Here is a 21444-nt window from a genome sequence, read left to right as displayed (position 1 = left end):
ATATACCTCAAGCCGTATGTGCGTTGGCGCTGTTACGCGGCACACGCAGGAGAGCATCTTGAGGTGTTCAAAACGATAACGTTTTCGTTTCACCGCGCAAAGTATTTTAAGGGGTCGTGCCTCGATAGGAATCTATCAGATATTACAGATGCATATTATCAGACTAATATGCGATCTAAAGAAAAATCGATGAATAAATCGGCGAAAATTATTAATTAGATGCGACAAACGTATCAGTATCACATTTTCGTGGCGTACTTCCCTGCTTTACTGATGAGTCCAGCTCTGCGCTGAACGTTGCTGCTTTTCCTGCGTTTGTCTGTGTAGATCCGCTGTCGTCACCAGCCGCAGCGCTGAGGTTGGACACACGTTGATGCAAGAAGGATCGGCGGCGACGTCCACGCAAAGGTCGCATTTGTGGATCTCGCTCTGCACGAGGTGTACTTGTTCGTCGTCACTGGTGGGGAGCACGACGTTGATGGCGCCAAAAGGGCAGGCGATGACGCAGCTTTTGCAGCCAATACAGCGGGACTGAATGGCCTGAATGCTATCCCGATCGCGTACCAATGCGTCATTGGGACACACACTGGCGCAAGGTGCGTTTTCACACTGGCGGCAAAGCACGGGAACGCTGATGCTGGCGGTTTTTATCACTTTCAGGCGAGGAAAGAAGTGAGAAGGGCGCAGTTGCGCGCTTTGACCACCGCTGTGGGCTACCGCGCAGGCAATTTCACAGGTTCGGCAGCCGATGCATTTTTCGGCCTCGGCAATAACAAATTGATTCATGAGCGGCGCTCCTCGCAGATGGCGTTCATTTTGTTGTGCTCTGGCTGTGCCGGCATGGCGTCTGCTCTCGCGGTCATCCCCATCGTCGTCAGCATTCCCAATGCGGCTTGACGCCCGTCGGCAATGGCGGTCACAACCAGATCGGCGCCGCGCACGGCATCGCCGCCCGCAAAAATACGCGGATGACGGGTCTGGCAAGGTATCTGGCTATTACGGGGGGCCGTGATGTACCCCCGACGATCCAGACCGACCTCGGCTTCATCCAGCCACGGCATAGGGTGCGCCTGAAAGCCGAAGGCGGTGATAATGGCTTCCGCCGGCTGCACGAATGCCGATCCGGGTATGGGGCGCGGGCGGCGGCGTCCACTGGCGTCAGGTTCACCCAGTTCGGTGCGAACCAGACGAATACCGCAAACTTCACCGTGTTCGTTGAGGCAAACCTGCTGTGGCTGAACGTTAAACATGAACGTCACGCCTTCTTCGCGGGAATTTTTCACCTCTTTTTTCGAGCCGGGCATATTGGCTTCATCACGGCGATACGCACAGGTTACAGAAAGGGCGCCTTGTCGAATGGAGGTTCGCAGACAGTCCATTGCGGTATCGCCGCCGCCGAGCACCACCACCCGTTTCCCTGCCATTGAGATGTAAGGTTCATCGTCACGCTCTGGTAGTCCCATAACGTGTTTGGTATTGGCGATAAGGAAAGGCAGCGCATCAAAGACGCCGGGGGCCGTTTCATTTTCAATGCCGGCCTTCATGGAACGGTAAGTGCCGACGCCGAGGAAGACCGTATCGTAATCCTCCAGAAGCTGAGACAGGGAAATATCTTTCCCCACTTCGGTATTCAATTGAAACTCAATGCCCATGGCGCTAAAGACTTCACGGCGGCGGGCCAGAACGCGTTTATCCAGCTTGAACGGCGGAATGCCGAACGTGAGCAGGCCGCCGATTTCCGGGTGGCGATCGAATACGACGGCCTGTACGCCGTTGCGCGCCAGGACATCGGCACAGGCCAGTCCGGCGGGGCCTGCGCCGACGATCGCCGCGCGTTTTCCGCTGGACGCGATGTGCGTCATGTCGGGTGACCAGCCCATTTCCATCGCGGTATCGGTGATGTAGCGTTCAACGTTACCGATGGTGATGGCACCATACTCCTGACCCAGCGTGCAGGCCCCTTCACAGAGCCGATCCTGAGGGCACACCCGGCCGCAGATTTCCGGCAGACTGCTGGTTTTGTGCGACAGTTCTACGGCTTCAAGGATGCGTCCCTGTTTCGCCAGATTCAGAAGTTCAGGGATATTGTTATGCAGTGGACAGGTCCACTCGCAAATCGCACGTTTTCCGCAGGAGAGGCAGCGGCCTGCCTGATCTTCAGTCTGCCGGGGCGTGAAGCCGTAATAGATTTCATCAAAGGTCGATTTTCTGTGCGACAGCGGTTTTTTCTCCGCGTCCCGACGCGGCCAGTTTTTTCTTTTGCTGAGAGGATTGGACGTGATTTTTTTCCGTTGCGGTGTTTCATGTTGCCCGTAGGCTGAAGAGCGCAGCGCCGTCATTTGCTGCTTTTCCTGACGATGAGCCGCTAATGATTGCTCACTAAACAATTGCAGTGCCTGAGTCGGACAGGCTTCGACACAGGCTTGCCCTTGAGAACGTTCGGCGCAGAGATCGCATTTATGCGCGACGGTGCGATTATCTGTCGGGTTTGTGATCATGGAGATCGCGCCGAATGGACAAGCCAGTACACAACTTTTACAGCCGATGCACTTTTCCTGAATGAGCTGAATGCTATTGTCTTTTCTGATCAATGCCTGCGTTGGACACACGCTGGCGCAGGGGGCCTCTTCACAGTGGCGGCATGTCACGGCAGCTCGCAGTTTCGGTGTATTAAATGCCTTGATTCTGGGCTGAAAGACGGCATCGCTATCGGGATACCGTTCGTCATTGTGTGAAATCACACAGGCAATTTCACATGCACGGCATCCCATACAGTCTTGAACACTGGCAATCACAAATCGATTCATTACCTTCCCCCTGAGCCAGCACGATCCGCTGTTTTCATCCTAATCGCTGAATCGTGCGGTGACCTTGATATAGCGCAGGTAAGGTAGTGTAATGTTAAATTCTATGCAGGCTTTTAATGTGATTATTGAATTTTTTCATTGGGTTACGATGTTGTGTAAAAGTAATGAGTTGGTTGCGTATCACCTTGTTTTTGGTGTGGTTTTTGGTGGTGGCAAGCGACGATTCTGCTTTTATTATTTTCATTAATTTTATCGTGAAACAACTAGTTACTTTTCCTTATGTTCCTCATAATGCTTGTCGCTATTTAAGTGCGCTTAAACCCTAAGGCGGCTAAATAGTGTTTTCGGCATTTTCATTATTAATCAATAACAGCATTTTGTTTGTGTTAATTTAATGTTAAGGGATTGTGCTATGAATAAAAAAATCGTTCTGTATTCTGTATTCATATCCGCTGTGTTACTGAGCGGATGTGCTTCAGAATCTTCTCGTACTGTGGAGGCGCCAAAAGTGACGTCTTACAGTACGCCTTACCAGGGGGTTCGCAGCCCGATTTCAGTCGGAAAGTTTGAAAACCGTTCCAACTACATGAACGGGATTTTCTCTGATGGCGTTGACCGCTTAGGTAATCAATCTAAAACCATTCTTGTCAGCCATCTTCAGCAGAGCGGTCGCTTTAATGTGTTGGATCGCACCAACATGGAAGAGCTGAAAGCAGAAGCGGGCATTAAAGGCCAAACGCAGACGCTGAAGGGCGCAAACTATGTCATTACAGGGGATGTGACCGAGTTTGGCCGTAAAGAAGTCGGCGACCACCAGCTATGGGGCATTCTTGGCCGCGGTAAAACCCAGGTCGCCTATGCCAAAACCACGCTGAACGTGGTGAATGTACAAACCTCTGAGGTGGTCTATTCCGTACAGGGTGCCGGAGAGTACACGCTGTCCAACCGTGAAATTATCGGTTTCGGCGGGACGGCCAGCTATGACTCTACGTTGAACGGCAAGGTGCTGGATTTGGCTATCCGTGAAGCCGTCAATAACCTGGTAGCGGGAATTGAAAGCGGCGCCTGGCGTCCTGCGAACTAATGGAATAGGAATATCACCATGTTATCTCATAAGAAAATAATCCTGCTGCTTGCGGCGACGGCACTGGCGGGTTGCGCATCTCAACCGAAAACGATTTATAGCTGGGACAGCTATCAGCCAGCGCTTTATGATTATTATCAACAAGATAAAGTTGGGCCAGAGCAGCAGATTCTGGCTTTGAACACATCGCTCGAAAAAGCGAAAGCCGCCAATAAACCTGTACCACCGGGGCTCCATGCTCAACTTGGCTTGCTGTACGCCAATACGGGTCGTGATAGTGAAGCTCGCCAGCAGTTTGAAACAGAAAAAGCGCAATTCCCAGAATCGGCATCTTTCATGGACTTCCTGTTGAGTAAAAATAAAGGAAATATTAAATGAATCGTTTCTTAGGATTATGTGGTCTGGTTTTTGCGCTGGTGCTGACCGGCTGCGCTAAACCCGTTCCTTACGACTACACGGCATTCAAAGAGAGCAAACCGAAGTCGATTCTGGTGTTGCCGCCGGTTAACCATTCACCTGATGTGAAAGCAAGCTATAGCCTGCTCTCACAAGTTACTTATCCGTTGGCCGAATCAGGTTATTACGTCTTGCCTGTTGCGGTAGTGGATGAAACGTTCAAACAGAATGGTTTGTCTACCGCATCGGATATCCATGCGCTGAGCACGGCGAAGCTGCGCCAAATCTTTGGGGCTGACGCCGCGCTGTATCTGGATGTGAAAGAGTACGGTACGTCATACACGGTGATTAACAGTGAAACCCGCGTTTCCGCCGATGCTCGTCTGGTTGATCTGCGTACGGGCAAACTGTTGTGGAGCGGCAGTGCGACGGCTTCCAGCAACGAGCAGCAGTCAAACTCTAACGGTGGCATCATTGGTATTCTGGTGCAGGCTGCGGTGAACCAAATCGCGGACACGATCTCCGACAAAGGCCATGATGTTGCCGGTGTGACTAGCGCGCGCCTGCTGGCCGCGGGTCATGCACGCGGTATGCTGTATGGGCCTCGTTCACTGCAATACGGTAAAGAAACCTACTGAGTTGCGATGTAGTACGTTGCTAAATCATTAACGCCGTTTGTTACTGAACGGCGTTTTTTATTCACTTTAACTTGATCGTTGGTGGTGCTATGCATCAGCGGCCTGATTACGCCGCTGTTTATTATGGCGCGTCGTCCAGACGAAGGCGGAGGTCAGCAATAGGATCAGCGTTGCGGTTGCCAGCACTGCTGAAAATCCAGAGTCAAAGGCGGAATGCGCCTGTGTGGTGAGGATACGTCGCATATTTTCCGGCAAAGATTCAGCAAAGATCAACGCCTCGTCCAGACTGTCATAGGCGGTGTCCGGTGCGGAAAATCCAACGGGCAACATAAATGATGCGGAATAAGCGAAAGACAGCAAACTGCCCATCAGCGTCACGCCCGTCGCGCCGCCCAATTCATAGGACACTTCTTCGATTGACGCTGCCATACCCGCTTTTTCAGCCGGCGCAACCTGCATAATCGTGCTGGATGCGGCGGTCATCGTTGAACCTACGCCCGCCCCAATCACTATCAGGCTGATAATTTGTATGACGATGGGCGCATTGTGCAATAGCAGGTAGCTTCCCATGCCCAGGCCTGAAACCAGCAGGCCAGCGGCTAGCATTGTCCCACTATTCACGCGCGGCAATATCTTTCCCGTCAACGGGCCGGAGATAAAGGATGCCAGCGACAGCGGTAAAATAAACAATCCTGCCTGTAGCGGAGACAGGCCGACGACCAGCTGCAATCGCTGCGTGAAAGCAAGCTCCATACCGATCAACGCCGCTGCGGCCACGATGGCCGACGCCACGGCAGCGCTGAAAGGGCGGAGACGGAACAGGGTAAAGTCGACTAAAGGATGTGTGCTATTTCTCTGCCGGAGGATAAAAAGTGTTGTGAAAACGACGCCGATAATCAAGGCAATCAGCGCATCTTGATAGGATGGAGCCCGCTTGCCCAGCTCTTTTATGGCATAGGTGGCACCAATCAAACCTACCATGATTAAGAGGGAGCCAACGATATCCCAGCGTTGTGAAGCGTTACCCGGCCGATGAGGAATCACCGCCATTCCCATGATCAGCGCGAGCAGAACAACGGGCACATTGATGAGGAAAACAGACCCCCACCAGAAATATTCCAGCAGTATTCCCCCCATCACCGGGCCAAATGCTGCCCCACCCGATGCTACCGCTGCCCAGATACCAATTGCCAGCGCGCGCTCCTTCTCGTCAATAAACGTTAGACGAATAATGGAGAGCGTTGCTGGCATCATCATGGCTGCACCGACGGCCAACAGCGCCCGCGCGGCGATGAGGATATCTGGCGCTGGCGAATAAGCGGCAAACAGGGAGGCCGTACCAAAAATCACTAACCCCGCAATAAACAGTGGCTTGTGACCCAGCTTATCGCCCAGCGTGCCCATTCCCAGCAGCAAGCCAGAAGCGACCAGCGCATAAATATTAACGATCCACAGCTTATCTGATGCCGAAGCGTGCAAATCATGAGTCAGTGTTGGAAGCGCGGTGTACAGCACGGTCATGTCGATAACAATCAGAAACAGTGCGCTGGAAACAATGGCCAGAATCAGCCACTTCTTTGGTGTTTGCATAGCAAGTTCTCTACCGTCGATTTTTGTTTTCATCTGTGGGTTAGCTCCGCTAATATCGAGCCAGTCTTTAAAAAGATTATTTTAAATGGATGCAACCATTATGATATTTGTTTTGTACCGAATTTACGCGATTACGTCCTTGTTCTTTTGCGATGTACAATAATTCATCGGCTTCTTGAAACGCGTCATGAAAATCCTCAATTCTATTCAGGTGAAAAAAACTGACTCCTATACTGGTTGTACATCGAACAACATGACCCTCTGAGATCGCTAATGAGGAACCTTCTATAATTGACCGAATTCTCTCTGCTATATCTAAACATTCATGGACGGAGAGACCCTGAATGATTATTAAAAACTCTTCGCCTCCCCATCGACATAACAAGTCTTGAGGTCGGGTATATTTCTTTAGGGTTGCGGAAAACTCTTTAATGACATTGTCGCCTATAGCATGACCATAGGTATCATTGATTTCTTTAAAGTGGTCAATATCAAGAACAAACAGAGACATGATTTTATTCTCTCCATCACGTGTGGAATTTATGATATTCATCATGTGCTGATTGAGCGAACGTCTATTCAGCATACCCGTTAGTGCATCATGGTTACTGGCTAATTCTATTCTTTTTATATTTTTCCTGTTTTTATTAATAAAGAAAGATGCGATAAGGACGGTGATGATAATCACTGAGGTGTTGACTTGAAATAAATAAGATAATTCGAATAAATATTTTTTTTCTATTGTTTCTTGAGCATCTATTAATTTGTTTATATAAATATAGTTTAGTGCAATTCCCGTTGCAGAGCACATTAAAACAATCCTGTTAAATGAATGAAATAAAGAAAGGTAAATTAATGGTAATATGGCTAGTACACTTAGCGTGATGTTTAACGATTTTGAGCAAAAAATAATAATGAGAGGGTAGAGTATAAGTGATGGGTTTTTGAATGTTTTTTTAATTGAATGTTTTGATATATTAAGGAGGGTTTTTATGTTTTGTGTCGCTTTTAGAAATAAAAAAATGAAAATAACACCAGAGCTTAATTCTTCGCTAAACCACTTTCTTGAAAGAATAAAAACATCCTCTCCGTTAATTTTTGTGGATAAATAAATCCCATAGGATGTAGCTGAAAAAATAGCGCCTATAGAAATGGAAATAAAAACAAAAAAGATATATTTTTTACTTAACTGATTGTAACTATTATCTTTTGTTTTAAAAAGTATTATTAATGTAATCCATGCGGTAATGAAAAAAATGGAACTTACTGTGCAGTGAATGACTTTTTCAGAAAAAGACTGATTGTTTTTAAGGAAAATAGCAGGAAGCAGCATGCCGAAAAAACCGATCATACATAAAATGACACTATGTAATAATTTGTTTTTTATGCTTTTATCTCGACTGCGATAGCGTATGAGAAAGCAAAATAAGAGAATGTCTGCTGGCCAGAATAGAGATGTGTCGTCGAGTAGCCTAAAAGATAGACCTAAGTAACTAATAAGTAAGGTTGAACTGAAAATAATTAATAATTCATATGCGCGAATTTTCATTTTTTTTCCCGATTAACCTATCTACCCAGCATCACTTTTTTACCAGAATCGCTATAAATTACCTTATTATTTTGCATCATTGTATGAATTTCTGACGCATGGATGAAAAGTGAAATCAATATAAGAATTTACTTAGTGACTATCCCAATAGGATTTTATTCCATATGATAATGCCGAAGAAAAAATGAGACATCGTTTCATTGTTTTCAACTTTTCTCACAATGGATCTGGAATCGAGAAAAATAGTTCAGCCAGTGATGTGTGCTCACCACCAGCCAACGTTCGCTTTAAAGCACGCAATTCTGATGGCGTCTGGATCCTCATTCCACGACCGAATATGTGGGGCGTAACGACGCTTTTCAGGTAAGTTTCCAACCCTCCGGCGTCGTACCTTTCTCCATGCATTAGCGCAATCTTTTTCCGGGCGTCCGTTTTCCCCTGGGTTAATCACTGAGTTGCCACTTCTCACCCACGATGTCCCACTCATCAATGATCATGATTTATTAATGGCAACTCCTCTGGGATAGATTCTTACTTATGACCTTGTTCTGCGTTATGTCGATGAGAAATTAATAGGCGTGAAGGGGATGGGGGTAAGCCCTTACAATTGCTTGAATATCTTCTTTATTTTTTAATACAAACAGCTGATCTTTTTCGTTATTTTCATCCATCAAGCTGATGTGGAATCGCCCGAGTGTCTCATGTATACATGCCAAACGGCAGGATAAATTCAACTCGCCATTGCGCATACCATATTCCAGTTCCAATGCACGTTGGCGTGCCTGAGGCAGTTCTTTATTTGTCTTCAACATTAACTGTACATGGGTATGCCACGGATAATCGCTGGCGGGATCGATTGTCGAAAGTTCGACGCCTTCAATACTGAGGATGCGCGTAAGAATGAAGTCACTAAACTGCTGCTTGATATGGCAGTAGGCACGCACTCGCCATCGTAATCCATCATTGCCTAAAGCGTGTGGCGAAATGAGTCGTGGCGAATTATCCATGGAGGATGAGGATTGATAGCAGATGCTTACCGCCATTTTATCACGAATCGCTCTGACAATGACTTCAACAATCTGTTCATTGTCGGTGTTGAATGGGATATGGACCCAGCACACCTCTGGCGCAGACTCAATGAAGCTGGCATCTGCTTCAAGTACGCCCGTCTTCATTGCCAATAATTCCGCCAGATAGCGCTGGGCAGAATTCTGTGGGTAGACCGCAGAGAATGTTGGTGTAGCCGTGTAAGTTTTGGTGCGACGATCGTAGGCCAGATTATTGGGCGCGAGCTCAATATATTTAGCGATGTCGAGTGACGCCTGCGGGATCGATAATCCAAAAAAAGAAGTTAGATCGGTACGATTTATGTGTCCACTCCACCGTAGCCGAAAGTCGATGAACTGAAGGCGACGTTCCAACCCCCAACTGCGTCCTTTAACTACTGATTCTGAACCTGTCACTGAAGTTTTAGTCATATGCGTATAAAAATTATATTGATAAAAAAAATATATGCATTATTATGCGCCAAACTGGCCTTAGCGTCTATCTCTGACTTCGAATCACGGGAGGGATAGCTACGCGTCGTGTTTAGACTCGATTAGAGGTGTTAAGTCATGAAACCAGCGTTCAACGATGCATTTAAACGTCGTCCTGTCATCACTGATGGGGAGATTCAGCGATGAGTTTTGTTAATTCTCATTCAAGCAGACTCAACCCAATATTATTTAATTTACTTAAATCATTGGTTTACCTTTCCTTTTCTGGCAGCGTGGTGGCGGCAGAATCTCATTACGACACATTAATCATCAATGCTCGGCAGGGGGATATATCCACGGCGACGTCATGGTTCGATGGGCAATCCAGAAACCGTGTATTGACCGCAGCCGAAGTGACCGACTGGCTACAAATTAACGGTTGGGCGGGAAAGGATGCTGAAGTGAGGCGAGTTTGGGAAGCCTATTCGCCAACGATGTCACTGCCCGATCCTGCTCTGAAAGCGGCGGCGAAATCCTATCGTAACCTCCGCCAGTGGCAGACATCAGTGGCGTTATGGCGTCAGGTTCTGCAACGTTCTCCACGAGATGACGACGCATGTAGTGGTTTGATACTCACCCTCGCCGATGCCGGACAGACAAAAATAGCGCTGGAACTCGCTGCGTCTCGCGTTAAGCGTGAACCTACGGCAAACCATTGGCGTGAATTAGCGTGGGTGCAACGAATTGCGGGAAAGCATCCTGATTCTCTCTTTTCTATCGTTCAGGCGATGCGTTATGCACCACAGGATAAAGCCCTGCGCTATGACTATAGCGATATGCTATCCAGCAATAATATTAGCGCGCCGGCGTTAAACGCCCTGGAAAACGGCAAGCCTCACGGCGTCCAGACCGACGAAAGGCAGCGTCAGCGAGAATTGGAGGCGGCGGCAGAGTTGGTCCGTCTTGCGTTTATTTCCTCGACAACGGAGAACGAACGTTTCGTTGTGGCAGATCGCGCTTTAGCGCGTTACGCCACCTTGATGAATCAATGGCAAACGTTTCCGTCTGCAAAAGCCAGCTATCGCCATGCTCGAATTGATCGTCTAGGTGCATTGCTGGTTCGCTATCGCATGGAAGAAATTATTTCGGAATATCAATCCCTCCTCAAAGAAGGAGATGTTCCCAGCTATGCACGACGCTGGGTCGCTTCTGCTTATCTCTATTTAAAGCAGCCAGAGAAAGCAGAGCAAATGCTTAGCACGATAATACAGGAAGATCCTTCGCAACGCTTGCCGATAGTGCGGCAAGGCGATTTTTTCTACAGCACTATGGAGAGTGAAAAAGTTGAACAGGCAACGCAGTTGTCGGTTCAGGCTGAAGAAAAAACACCTTATAAGAAAAGAGTTTATGGTTTACCAACCCTCATACCTAACGACGCCTGGGTTGCCATCCAATACCTGCGTATACAGTCACTGATTTCTCATAACGATTTTCCTGCGGCGCAACGGCTGGCGGAACGCCTGGCTTTTACCGGGCCAGGAAACCAAGAGCTGAATGTACGTTTGGCCGGAGTTTATCTAAGCAGGGGATGGCCACGTCGTGCCGAAACGTTATTAAAGCGAGTTGAGTTGTTGGAGCCAAGATCATTCCAGTTGGAGACCCTCCAGGGACTTACTGCATTGGAACTTCAGGAATGGCGTCAACTTGAACAACTGACCGACGACACTGTAACGCGCTACCCGGATGATTTTTCTGTGAAACGATTAGCGCGCCTGCGTCAGGTTCATCACATGGCGGAGTTGCGTATTGCTGGCGCTCAGGGCATCAAGTCTGACAGTCCAACGAAAGGAATGAATGACACCGAGATTGATGCCATGCTCTATAGCCCGCCGTTTGCCGACCATTGGCGTGTGTTCTCTGGGGGGGCTTTTAATAAAAGCGATTTCAGTGATGGGCGGGCGACTCACCGCACTTTTCGCGGCGGCGTGGAATTTACCGATCGCGACCATTGGGCTGAGGCCGAACTTTCACACCGAAATTTTGGATCTGGTTCTGATATCGGCGCGCGTCTCTCTTATCGCTATGATGTTAATGACTTTTGGCGTGTCGGTCTTAATGCCGAACGGCTCATGCGCAGCACACCGCTACGGGCACTTAAAAATGGCGTAACGGCCAATGGTGCTGGAGGGTATGTGCGCTGGCGGCAAAGTGAACGGCGCTCATGGCAAGCAGACCTGTCGCACGGGTGGTTTTCTGATGGTAACAGGCGTCAGGAATATACACTGAGTGGGCAAGAGCGAGTCTTTTCATCACCATTTTTCGTCATCAATTTCACCCCGTCGCTCAGTATGGGGTCGAACAGTCGGCAAAATACCCCTTATTACAATCCACGGAAGTATGTAGCCGTATTACCCGCCTTAGCCATCGATCACTTGCTTTATCGACATTACCAGACGGAGTGGCATCAAGAGATAACGTCGGGTGTCGGGCGTTACTGGCAAAAAAGTGCCTCTGCTGGCGCCATTACCCAGCTCGGATACGGGCAAAGAGTACGGTGGAACGACGTACTGGATACGGGGGTGAGTGCTCAGTGGGATAAACGGCCTTACGACGGCAAGCGGGAGAAAAATGTGTCGCTGTCTTTTGATTTGAATTATCGGTTTTGAGGAGAAAGGTGATGTCATTCGTACGACTACGAAACGTTGTGATGCTGCTGGGGGTGTTAATGATCACCGCCTGCGCACATTCCGTTGACGTGAAATATAGCTCACCAATAGAACGTCCGGTTTTGGATAAGGAACAGCCGTGGAAAGCCAATCAATATATTGTTATTGCCTATCATGATGTGGCAGATAATGGAGCCGATCAACGTTTCATGGCGGTACGCACCAGCGCACTGAATGAACACTTTGCCTGGTTGAGGGAAAATGGTTACCACCCGGTATCCGTTGATGACATTCTGACTGCGGGTGCAGGGGGTAAACCGCTACCGGATAGGGCGGTGTTACTGACATTTGATGATGGTTACAGCAGTTTTTATCATCGTGTTTACCCTCTGCTGAAAGCCTACGGTTGGCCGGCAGTACTGGCACCCGTAGGACGCTGGCTGGACACACCAGAAGATCGGCCGGTGGATTTTGGTGGTATTCAAATACCTCGCAACCATTTTCTTACCTGGCAGCAAGTCGGTGAAATGGCGCAATCTGGCCTGATAGAAATTGGTGCCCATACCTATGACTTACATAAAGGAATTCGGGCAAACCCGCAGGGGAACATGGAACCCGCCGCCGTTACTCGTCAATATTTTCCTGAGAGTAAGCGATACGAAACGCGAGATGAGTATCGTAAACGTTTTGCGCAAGATACGGCGCTCATTACTAAAAGGATCGTTGACGCGACGGGGAAAAAGCCTCGGGTTTGGGTTTGGCCTTATGGTGCGGTAGGCGGCGATGCCCTAAACATCGTTAAGCAACAGGGTTATCAACTGGCGCTCACGCTTAAAAATGGGCCAGCATCGATCGACTCACCCTATAGCGTTCCTCGCATACTGATTAACAACAATCCCAATGTACAGCAGTTTGCGCTGTTGGTTAGCTATGTCCGTGAACCTGAGGTGACACGGGTTGCGCATATCGATCTGGATTATGTTTATGACACCGATAAAGCGCAGCAGTCTCGTAATGTCGATGCATTAGTTCAGCGTATTGCCGACTTGCGTATTAATACCGTTTATCTTCAGGCTTTCTCGGATCCGAAAGGGGATGGCAACGTAAAGTCACTCTACTTCCCTAATCGTTGGATGCCCGTTCGAGAAGATTTATTCAATCATGTGGCCTGGCAGCTAACATCGCGGGCGTTTGTTAGCGTTTATGCCTGGATGCCGGTACTGGCTTTTGATATGGATGATGAGACATTGCCGCACGTTGAGCGGATCGACAGCGAGACCGGCCAGAGAAGTATCAACCGTAGCCAATATAGACGGTTATCGCTATGGGATGCGGAAGCCAGAAGACGAATTAGTGATATCTATGAAGATCTTTCTGCCTACGCCATGTTTGACGGCATCTTATTTCATGACGACGCCGTGCTGGCAGAGGATGAAGATGTAAGCCATTCGGCGATGCAGGCATATCGGGAGGCTGGATTCCCCGACTCGATTGCCAGCATTCGTCGTGACCCCGAGCTTACTGCACGCTGGATGCGGTTTAAAAGTAAAGCGCTAACGGACTTTACGCTCGACCTCGCGGCCCATGTGCATGACATTCGTGGTCCGCAAGTTCGTACCGCACGTAACATTTTCGCATTACCGATTATTGAACCGGAAAGTGAAGCATGGTTTTCCCAAAATCTGGATGACTTCCTTGCCGCTTATGATTGGGTCGCCCCCATGGCGATGCCATTGATGGAAAACATCGCGTCCAAGGACAGCAATGTGTGGTTGCAAAAGCTGGTACAAGAAGTGGCTCGTCGCCCTGGCGCGCTGAATAAAACGGTTTTTGAACTTCAGGCTCGGGATTGGCGTCTCCCAGAAGAGCCGTGGTTAGACACCGCACAATTGGTTAAATGGATGACCGTGTTGCAACTGAATGGTGCACAAAACTACGGTTACTATCCGGATGATTTTATTAACAATTCACCTGAATTGGAAAGCATCCGCCCCATGATTTCACCAGAATGGTATCCACTGCCATGATAGAGAGAATTTTAGCTTTCTTAATCTTATGTTTGATGCTCGGCATCCCTTTTGGCTCGATGTTTTCCTTTACAGGGGATGTCGTTCTTAACTTTACCTTTTTCTGGCCTTTATTTATGTCTGGGCTATGGATAACGGGAGGGCTGTATTTTTGGTTGCACTATGAACGCCATTGGCCCAAGGGAGCAGAGGGGATACCCGATGAACCCGCCGGGCGCCCGTTAGTTTCGATCTTGATCCCTTGTTGTAACGAAGGGCCTAACGTATGTGAAACGATTGAAGCGGCATTAGCACAACGTTATACCCATATCGAAGTGATTGCGGTGAATGACGGTTCCAATGATGACACGGGAGACGTGCTCGATCGGTTGGCGAACCAATATGACAAACTGCGAGTCATTCATCTGGCGAATAATCAGGGCAAGGCGGTGGCGCTTCAAACTGCGTGTGCCGCGGCCAAGAGCGATCTGCTGGTGTGTATTGATGGTGATGCGCTTCTCGATCCCGATGCTGTCGCCTATTTAGTTAATCCGTTAATTAATAATCCGCGGGTCGGAGCAGTAACGGGAAACCCAAGAATAAGAACGCGATCGACGCTGATTGGTCGCATTCAGATTGGTGAATTCTCCTCAATTATTGGGTTGATCAAACGCACACAGCGCGTTTATGGCAAAGTTTTTACTGTTTCTGGCGTTATCGCCGCTTTTCGCCGCAGCGCCTTAGCCGATGTCGGGTACTGGAGTACCGATATGATCACGGAAGATATCGATATTAGCTGGAAGCTTCAATTGCGCCATTGGTCGATATTTTTTGAGCCAAGAGCACTTTGTTGGATTCTGATGCCGGAAAAACTATCTGGCTTGTGGAAACAGCGGCTACGTTGGGCGCAGGGCGGTGCAGAGGTCTTTTTAAAAAACCTCCGGCATTTATGGTCATGGCGCTATCGTCGCATGTGGCCGTTGTTTCTCGAATACTCTATTTCGATATTATGGGCCTTCACTTATGCCATGAGCGTCTTATTGTATTTATTAGGCTTTTTTATACAACTGCCTGAGGGGATTCGGGTAGAAACGCTCTTTCCTCCCGCGTTTACCGGCATGATGATCGGCGTGGTCTGTTTAATCCAGTTTGCCGTCAGTATGTTGATCGAACGACGTTATGAGAAAGATATTGGCAAATATCTGTTCTGGGTAATCTGGTATCCCATGGTGTATTGGACGTTGAGTCTGTGTACCAGCCTGGTCAGTTTTCCAAAGGTCATGCTGCGCTCCCGTAAAAAACGAGCGCGTTGGGAAAGCCCGGATCGTGGTATTGAAAGAGGATAAATGATGCATTCACCGTTAATCATTTCTGAAAGACGCTGGTTTCCACTCTTTGTTGATTCTTTCCTGACGCTATGTGGATGGGGGATCTTTATTTGGCTGTTTTCCGAGGTATTTATCGGAGCTTTTTTGAATAGTCATATGTCCGAACTGCCTGCCTTCACCTCTGATGGTTGGACTGTATCGATACTTTTATGCATATTCCTGGTAAATGCGTCGCTCTTAATTGCCTGGGGGAAACTGGAGCACTATCGCTATCGTTCCAGAAAAGAACAAAGAACGCGTAGTGATGCGCTAGATGCCGAACGCGTTGCCAGAAGTTTTTCTTTATCAGATGGATTCGTTCAGGAATTGAATCGTAATAAGATCCAGCGTGTTTGGCATAACGAGCATGGAAGAATCATTGATATCGATAACTTATCGTCGTGACTAACTGGAGACGCATTTGCGTTTTATAGCGGTTGATGATGAGAGCTGGAAAGTCATGCTCTCTGATATCACCGCTTGTTTCCCAAACTCGCCTCTTCCTGAGTAAGGAGCGTGCTTCAGGAGGTACGCCGTTTACCTGACCGTTATTCACTTGAGTGTTGTGCCGCCAGAATATCGCTCAGATTTTCTTCAATCCATAGCGCCAAATCTTTTACCCGCTCGCCAACGTCTTTACCTAACGGCGTCAGGCTGTATTCAACGTGTGGCGGCACAACCGGATAAGCGGTTCGCAGCACAAAACCATCGTTTTCCAGCCATTGCAGGGTCTGCGCCAGCATACGCTCGCTTACGCCGCCGATGCGACGGCGCAGTTGGCTGAAACGGTGTGTGCCATCAAGTAATGCGATCAGAATCAGCACGCCCCAACGGCTGGTAACGTGGTTTAGTATCTGGCGGGACGGACATTTCTCAGCGAAGACATCGCCTGAGGGCAAAACAGACCGCAATAAATTTTCCGATGTGTTGGAAGGCGTCACTATACTTACCTTTGTGTATGTACTTACTAAAAGTTAGCTTTGCCGATATTATGCCAGTCACTACCTGTCAATGAAAGGAGCTTGAGATGATTGCTATTACTGGTGCATCCGGCCAACTGGGTCGCTTGGTTATCGAACAATTGTTGGAAAAGGTTCCGGCGAATGACGTCGTCGCGCTGGTGCGCGATGTAAATAAAGTCACTGATTTGTCGGCGCGTGGCGTGCAGGTAAAAGCGGCTGATTACACTCAGCCAGCGTCGCTGGAGGCCGCGTTGCAAGGCGTGAACAAACTATTGCTGATCTCTTCCAGCGAGGTAGGGCAGCGCGTGGCGCAACACCGCAACGTGATTGAGGCTGCGGTCAAGGCGGGGGTGAAATTAGTCGCGTATACCAGCCTCCTGCATGCCGATAAATCCCCGTTGGCGCTGGCGGAAGAGCACAACAAAACCGAAGCGCTGCTTAAGGATTCGGGCTTACCACACGTATTGTTACGCAACGGTTGGTATACCGAAAATTATGCGGGCAGTATTCCAGAGGCGTTAAAGCACGGCGTATTTATTGGCAGCGCAGGCGAAGGGAAAATTTCCTCTGCAACCCGTGATGATTTTGCCGCCGCCGCAGTAGCGGTACTCACGCAGGAGGGGCAGGCGGGTAAAGTTTACGAACTGGCGGGTGACGAGTCTTACACGCTGGCGGATCTGGCCGCAGAGATTAGCAAGCAGTCGGGTAAAAATATTGGCTATCGCAATCTGTCTGAAACGGACTTCACCGCAGCGCTGGTCTCTGTCGGGCTGCCGGATGCTTTAGCGGCGGTTGTTGCCGATTCAGATGTCGGGGCATCAAAAGGCGGCCTGTTTGATGATGGTAAGCAATTGAGTCGCTTAATTGGCCGAGCGACGACACCGTTGTCCGCCGTTGTGAGAGCGACGCTGAAATAAGGTTAACGATCGGCTCTGCATTACGCTGAGCCGATCGGACTTCCTGTTATTGCGTCTTAAGAGACGATTCCTGGGTTGCTGATGTTTTGTTCTTTTTGGCGGTAAGAAAATGGCCGATAGGCTTTTCAATGAATGTATAAAGCAGCCAGCTGGCGACAAGGCTGACTACTCCAGCGAGCACGATCAGCAGTATTGCACTCATTGTGTCGTACCGAGCGCCGTCGGTCCATGCCGCTAAAATTTTCAGGATGAAAAAATGGATCATGTAGAATCCAAAAGAAATATTTCCTAACCATTGCATTGGTTTTGAATGTAAAAAGGAATGTTTCTCTCTTAAGTCGTTAACCGCGAGTGAGCCTATCAGTAATGTCAGCGGAATCAGGGCAACCAGTTTCAGGCTGAGCAGGAATGGCATGAAAAGATCGAGACAATACGCTAAAACAAGCAGAGTGACGCTTGTGGTGACAGAAACGGATATCCACCTCCCCTCCAGAATAATACGTGACAGCAGCATACCGATGATGAATTCAAAAACGCGCGCAGGAGGGAAGGTATAGGCAAGCCAAAATTGAATCTCGCCCACCATAAAAGGCCAGCCTTCGATTAACGGTACGGAAGGTAATAAAGTATATATCGCACTATCAATCGCAATGATTGCAATATAGCACAATAGTAATGACATCCATAAATAATTGGTGTTTATGTTTTTTATTAACTTAAATATAAATGGGAAAATAATGTAAAAAAACACAATAACGGATATAAACCAACTGGGCGTGTTCCCGCCAATATAATTTTCTTCGTGCGGTATCCAGGTCTGTATTAAGAGCAGGTTGGGTAGCCAGATATGAACGTGGTTGATGCTGATTATTCCTGTGATGACGATGATAAATATAACAAAAATATTTACGGGATATATTTTTGCAAGCCGCTTTTATAAAAATTAAGGGGGGTGGGAACAGATGGAGATGACCAGCTTATGACAAAGCCGCTTAAGATAAAAAAGAATGAAACGCTCATCCATCCTGCTTTGCTTAAGAGGAAGGTGTAAGCATCGCTGATTTGCTTATCGGAAAAAATGTCTAACATATTCACTAATGTGGTATGAAAAAGATAAACCAAAACGGCGGCGATAATACGTATGCCGCTTAGCGAGGGCAGATTGGGAGGATATCACTTAGCCGTTCTTTTTATCAGGATGTTGTTTTTCCCGCGTGGGGCGTTAACGTCTTTGACGGTAGTGATACTATCCATTTTCATCTCCGATTTAATAAGTTCGACGAAAAAGAGGCAAGCCTCTTTAGAAAAGAAAATGTGATATTGTTAATTTTCTAAAATTTTTCTTGGTGTGATTAAATAATAACTAAATAAATATGTTGTTATTTATTTTCATAGTGAATAAAGAGAAACTTTTTTAGGTTAGTCATAGCACCAGCGTTTTTTAAAAAAGTCAGATAAATTTCGATTTTCCCCTGGGGGGGAACGCCAGAATAGCTTAGACGTCATTTCTGTTATTCGCCACATCGAGAGATAACGTTTACAGAGTTATTTTAGGGCAATACACACCTTGTTATTTTTTTCGGATGGTCACAAGCGTTCGCATACCGATCATTTCGGCTTCTGCCGTCAGTAACGCGGAGCGAACGCGAAGATTTACCCGCCGGATCGTTCACCCGACTTTGGAACTTCAGTTGATAAGCAGGTAATATCGGCCCACATAATTGTTAAGCGCTTTATTCGCTATCCTAAAATGAAGGATGTTATGAACTTCGCTCTTCTTATCATCTTTGCTGGTGCCGTATGCAGCACGGTTGGCACGCTAGCCATCCAGAGATCGGATAATTTTCGCAAGCCGGCATTCACATTAACCTCTGTGGGCTGTTATAGCGGCTCAACCGTCCTGTTGTCACTGGCACTGACTTATCTTCCTGTGGCTCTGACGCATGCGCTCTGGAGCGGCACCGTTGCATTGTTTCTGCTGGTTTTTGACCGCTTTTTTCTCAAAATCCGGCTGCCTGCATACAAAATCGTGGGGACGCTTTGTGTTATAGCGGGAATTGCTCTGCTGAGTATGAACGGTTAAACGGAGGTAAGGTGAAATACTGGCTGTTGCTACTGGGTATGATCGTGACAGAGTCCTTTTCGACGCTATTGCTTAAAATGTCAGACGGTTTCAGTCGACCTCTCATTGGGGGAACTGCTTTACTGGGTTACCTGATCGTACTGTATCTGTTTTCTTTCATACTGAAGGTGATCCCCGCCAGCGTAGCTTACGCTGTCTGGACGGGGCTGGGTACGCTACTTGTCGCTCTCGCGGGTTGGGTATGGTTTGGTGAGGCGATGAGCGCCTCTAACATTGCCGGGATTGCGCTTATTGTTTACGGCGTTATTCAGCTTAATCGTTCAGAAAAGACATCAGCCTAACCGTCTTTCCGGAAATACCGTGGAAGAATAGACATCGATGGAACAAAAAATCCCGCATAACAGGCAGCTATGCGGGAGCGGTGGAAGTGAGTGGGCGCTTACAGACGCAGCATTACTTGCCAATACAGAAGCTGGAGAAAATACGCCCTAACAGATCATCGGATGTGAATTCACCGGTGATTTCACTTAAAGCCTGCTGGGCCAGTCGTAGCTCTTCCGCCAGCAGTTCTCCCGCGTAGGCGCTCACCAACTGGTCTTTACCCTGAACCAGATGTTGGGCTGCCCGTTCCAGCGCTTGCAAATGGCGACGTCGTGCCAGAAAACCGCCTTCCGTATTGCTGGTGAACCCCATACTTTGCTTGAGGTGGTCACGCAGCGTGTCTACGCCTTCACCCGTGCGGGCAGAAAGGCGAATAAGTGAGTGTGTACTCACACTCTCGATGCCAAGCTCTTCGCCTGTGATGTCTGCCTTATTACGCACCACGGTAATCGGCAGCGTTTTTGGCAGTCGAGCCATGAATTCAGGCCAGATTTGTTCGGGATCCACCGCTTGTGTGGTGGTGCCGTCAACCATGAACAGCACGCGATCGGCCTGTTCGATTTCCTGCCAGGCGCGTTCGATGCCAATGCGTTCCACTTCGTCGCTGGCATCGCGCAGTCCGGCGGTATCAATGATATGCAGCGGCATCCCGTCGATATGAATATGTTCACGTAGCACATCGCGTGTCGTACCGGCGATATCCGTCACAATTGCGGCTTCGCGGCCCGCTAACGCATTGAGTAAGCTGGACTTACCGGCATTAGGTCGCCCCGCAATCACGACCTTCATCCCTTCACGCAGCAGGCTGCCCTGATGTGCTTGTGCCCGGACGGCATCCAGATCGGCCATCACGCCGTTGAGCTGTGCTTCAATTTTGCCATCGGAGAGAAAGTCGATCTCTTCATCCGGGAAGTCGATAGCAGCTTCGACGTAGATCCGCAGGTGAGTAAGTGCTTCCACCAACTGATTTATACGGGTGGAAAAAACGCCTTGCAGGGAGTTCAGCGCCGAGCGAGCCGCCTGTTCCGAACTGGCGTCGATCAGGTCGGCAATGGCTTCCGCCTGCGCGAGGTCGAGTTTGTCATTCAGGAAAGCGCGTTCAGAAAACTCACCGGGGCGTGCAATGCGCACGTTTGGCAGCATCAGAATGCGTTGCAGAAGTAAATCAAGAATGACCGGACCACCGTGTCCCTGAAGCTCCAGCACGTCCTCACCGGTAAAGGAGTGCGGGCCGGGAAACCAGAGGGCGATGCCCTGATCGAGCGTGGCGCCGTTGGCGTCGCGAAATGGTAAATAATCTGCGTAGCGCGGCTTGGGGAGTTTCCCCAGAACGGCTTGCGCTACCCTGGCTGCCGCCTGTCCTGATATGCGTAAAATACCTACCCCGCCGCGTCCCGGTGGCGTGGCTTGGGCGACGATGGTGTCGGTATTACTCATGGCGCTCTCTCTGCGTTAAAACCTGTCATACAGGCTATTTTACGATAAAACGGCGGCTAAAAAAGAAGGCGGTCAATGACCGC

At 48.6% G+C, this 21444-nt stretch carries 18 protein-coding genes; 10 read left to right on the top strand and 8 right to left on the bottom strand.

Translation table 11 applies throughout. The annotated features are described in order from the left end of the window. Positions 1–267: 267 nt before the first annotated feature. Both EDC54_RS13195 and aegA read right to left on the bottom strand, forming a co-directional pair. The gene (locus tag EDC54_RS13195) at positions 268–786 is read right to left on the bottom strand and encodes a 4Fe-4S dicluster domain-containing protein (RefSeq protein WP_132457065.1); all 519 of its coding nucleotides are present in this window, start codon (positions 784–786) and stop codon (positions 268–270) included. Beyond that, positions 783–2807: a formate-dependent uric acid utilization protein AegA gene (gene aegA, locus EDC54_RS13190; RefSeq protein ID WP_132457062.1), complete on the bottom strand. Its 2025-nt coding sequence runs from the start codon at positions 2805–2807 to the stop codon at positions 783–785. The genes EDC54_RS13195 and aegA overlap by 4 nt, the downstream gene beginning before the upstream one ends. A 412-nt stretch (positions 2808–3219) precedes the next feature. Here aegA and EDC54_RS13185 point away from each other — a divergent pair, with 412 nt between their 5' ends. The 3 genes from EDC54_RS13185 to EDC54_RS13175 are packed head-to-tail and all read left to right on the top strand — an operon-like array spanning position 3220 to position 4925. After that, the gene (locus tag EDC54_RS13185) at positions 3220–3891 is read left to right on the top strand and encodes a CsgG/HfaB family protein (RefSeq protein WP_132457059.1); all 672 of its coding nucleotides are present in this window, start codon (positions 3220–3222) and stop codon (positions 3889–3891) included. A gap of 18 nt (positions 3892–3909) precedes the next feature. Continuing rightward, positions 3910–4269: a DUF4810 domain-containing protein gene (locus EDC54_RS13180; protein ID WP_132457056.1), complete on the top strand. Its 360-nt coding sequence runs from the start codon at positions 3910–3912 to the stop codon at positions 4267–4269. Next, complete coding sequence (locus EDC54_RS13175; RefSeq protein WP_132457053.1) at positions 4266–4925, top strand: DUF799 domain-containing protein; 660 nt, start codon at positions 4266–4268, stop codon at positions 4923–4925. The genes EDC54_RS13180 and EDC54_RS13175 overlap by 4 nt, the downstream gene beginning before the upstream one ends. A gap of 87 nt (positions 4926–5012) precedes the next feature. On the opposite strand, the gene EDC54_RS13170 is transcribed toward EDC54_RS13175, so the two are convergent. From EDC54_RS13170 to EDC54_RS13160, 3 genes are all read right to left on the bottom strand, one after another. Then, on the bottom strand, positions 5013–6515 hold the full coding sequence (locus tag EDC54_RS13170) for an MFS transporter (RefSeq protein ID WP_132457050.1): 1503 nt from the start codon (positions 6513–6515) through the stop codon (positions 5013–5015). A gap of 76 nt (positions 6516–6591) precedes the next feature. Further along, positions 6592–8064: a GGDEF domain-containing protein gene (locus tag EDC54_RS13165; RefSeq protein ID WP_132457047.1), complete on the bottom strand. Its 1473-nt coding sequence runs from the start codon at positions 8062–8064 to the stop codon at positions 6592–6594. Positions 8065–8633: 569 nt separating this feature from the next. Next, on the bottom strand, positions 8634–9485 hold the full coding sequence (locus EDC54_RS13160) for a WYL domain-containing protein (RefSeq protein ID WP_230514517.1): 852 nt from the start codon (positions 9483–9485) through the stop codon (positions 8634–8636). A gap of 260 nt (positions 9486–9745) precedes the next feature. Between EDC54_RS13160 and pgaA the strand changes: the two genes are divergently transcribed. Genes pgaA through pgaD form a run of 4 tightly spaced genes read left to right on the top strand, consistent with a single transcriptional unit; the run spans position 9746 to position 15986 of the window. Next, positions 9746–12208 carry a poly-beta-1,6 N-acetyl-D-glucosamine export porin PgaA gene (gene pgaA / locus EDC54_RS13155; protein WP_132457030.1) on the top strand — a complete coding sequence of 821 codons (2463 nt, stop codon included), beginning with the start codon at positions 9746–9748 and terminating at the stop codon, positions 12206–12208. A gap of 11 nt (positions 12209–12219) precedes the next feature. Then, positions 12220–14235: a poly-beta-1,6-N-acetyl-D-glucosamine N-deacetylase PgaB gene (gene pgaB / locus EDC54_RS13150; protein ID WP_132457027.1), complete on the top strand. Its 2016-nt coding sequence runs from the start codon at positions 12220–12222 to the stop codon at positions 14233–14235. Further along, positions 14232–15560 (top strand): poly-beta-1,6-N-acetyl-D-glucosamine synthase, encoded by a 1329-nt coding sequence (gene pgaC, locus EDC54_RS13145; protein ID WP_132457024.1) that lies wholly within the window; start codon positions 14232–14234, stop codon positions 15558–15560. The genes pgaB and pgaC overlap by 4 nt, the downstream gene beginning before the upstream one ends. Then, a complete protein-coding gene (pgaD, locus tag EDC54_RS13140; protein WP_230514516.1) occupies positions 15561–15986 on the top strand; it encodes a poly-beta-1,6-N-acetyl-D-glucosamine biosynthesis protein PgaD in 426 nt (141 codons plus the stop codon). 143 nt (positions 15987–16129) lie between these two features. Here the strand turns inward: pgaD and EDC54_RS13135 are convergent, their stop codons facing one another. Then, complete coding sequence (locus tag EDC54_RS13135; protein WP_132457021.1) at positions 16130–16522, bottom strand: winged helix-turn-helix transcriptional regulator; 393 nt, start codon at positions 16520–16522, stop codon at positions 16130–16132. A gap of 86 nt (positions 16523–16608) precedes the next feature. Here EDC54_RS13135 and EDC54_RS13130 point away from each other — a divergent pair, with 86 nt between their 5' ends. Further along, complete coding sequence (locus tag EDC54_RS13130; protein ID WP_132457018.1) at positions 16609–17460, top strand: SDR family oxidoreductase; 852 nt, start codon at positions 16609–16611, stop codon at positions 17458–17460. Between the two features lie 46 nt (positions 17461–17506). On the opposite strand, the gene EDC54_RS13125 is transcribed toward EDC54_RS13130, so the two are convergent. Then, positions 17507–18340: an acyltransferase family protein gene (locus EDC54_RS13125; RefSeq protein WP_329957847.1), complete on the bottom strand. Its 834-nt coding sequence runs from the start codon at positions 18338–18340 to the stop codon at positions 17507–17509. An 882-nt stretch (positions 18341–19222) separates the two neighbouring features. Here EDC54_RS13125 and EDC54_RS13120 point away from each other — a divergent pair. Both EDC54_RS13120 and EDC54_RS13115 read left to right on the top strand, forming a co-directional pair. Continuing rightward, positions 19223–19543, top strand: coding sequence for a DMT family transporter (locus EDC54_RS13120; protein ID WP_165904314.1), 321 nt, complete (start codon positions 19223–19225; stop codon positions 19541–19543). 11 nt (positions 19544–19554) lie between these two features. Further along, positions 19555–19884 carry a DMT family transporter gene (locus tag EDC54_RS13115; RefSeq protein ID WP_132457012.1) on the top strand — a complete coding sequence of 110 codons (330 nt, stop codon included), beginning with the start codon at positions 19555–19557 and terminating at the stop codon, positions 19882–19884. A gap of 112 nt (positions 19885–19996) precedes the next feature. Here the strand turns inward: EDC54_RS13115 and mnmE are convergent, their stop codons facing one another. Continuing rightward, positions 19997–21361 carry a tRNA uridine-5-carboxymethylaminomethyl(34) synthesis GTPase MnmE gene (gene mnmE, locus EDC54_RS13110; protein WP_132457009.1) on the bottom strand — a complete coding sequence of 455 codons (1365 nt, stop codon included), beginning with the start codon at positions 21359–21361 and terminating at the stop codon, positions 19997–19999. Between the last annotated feature and the right edge of the window lie 83 nt (positions 21362–21444).

Origin of the sequence: Samsonia erythrinae, assembly GCF_004342665.1 — a bacterium.
In the GTDB taxonomy this organism is placed as follows: domain Bacteria; phylum Pseudomonadota; class Gammaproteobacteria; order Enterobacterales; family Enterobacteriaceae; genus Samsonia; species Samsonia erythrinae.
The sequence above is the reverse complement of the archived record's forward strand: the minus strand, read 5'-3'. Positions and strand labels throughout refer to the sequence as shown.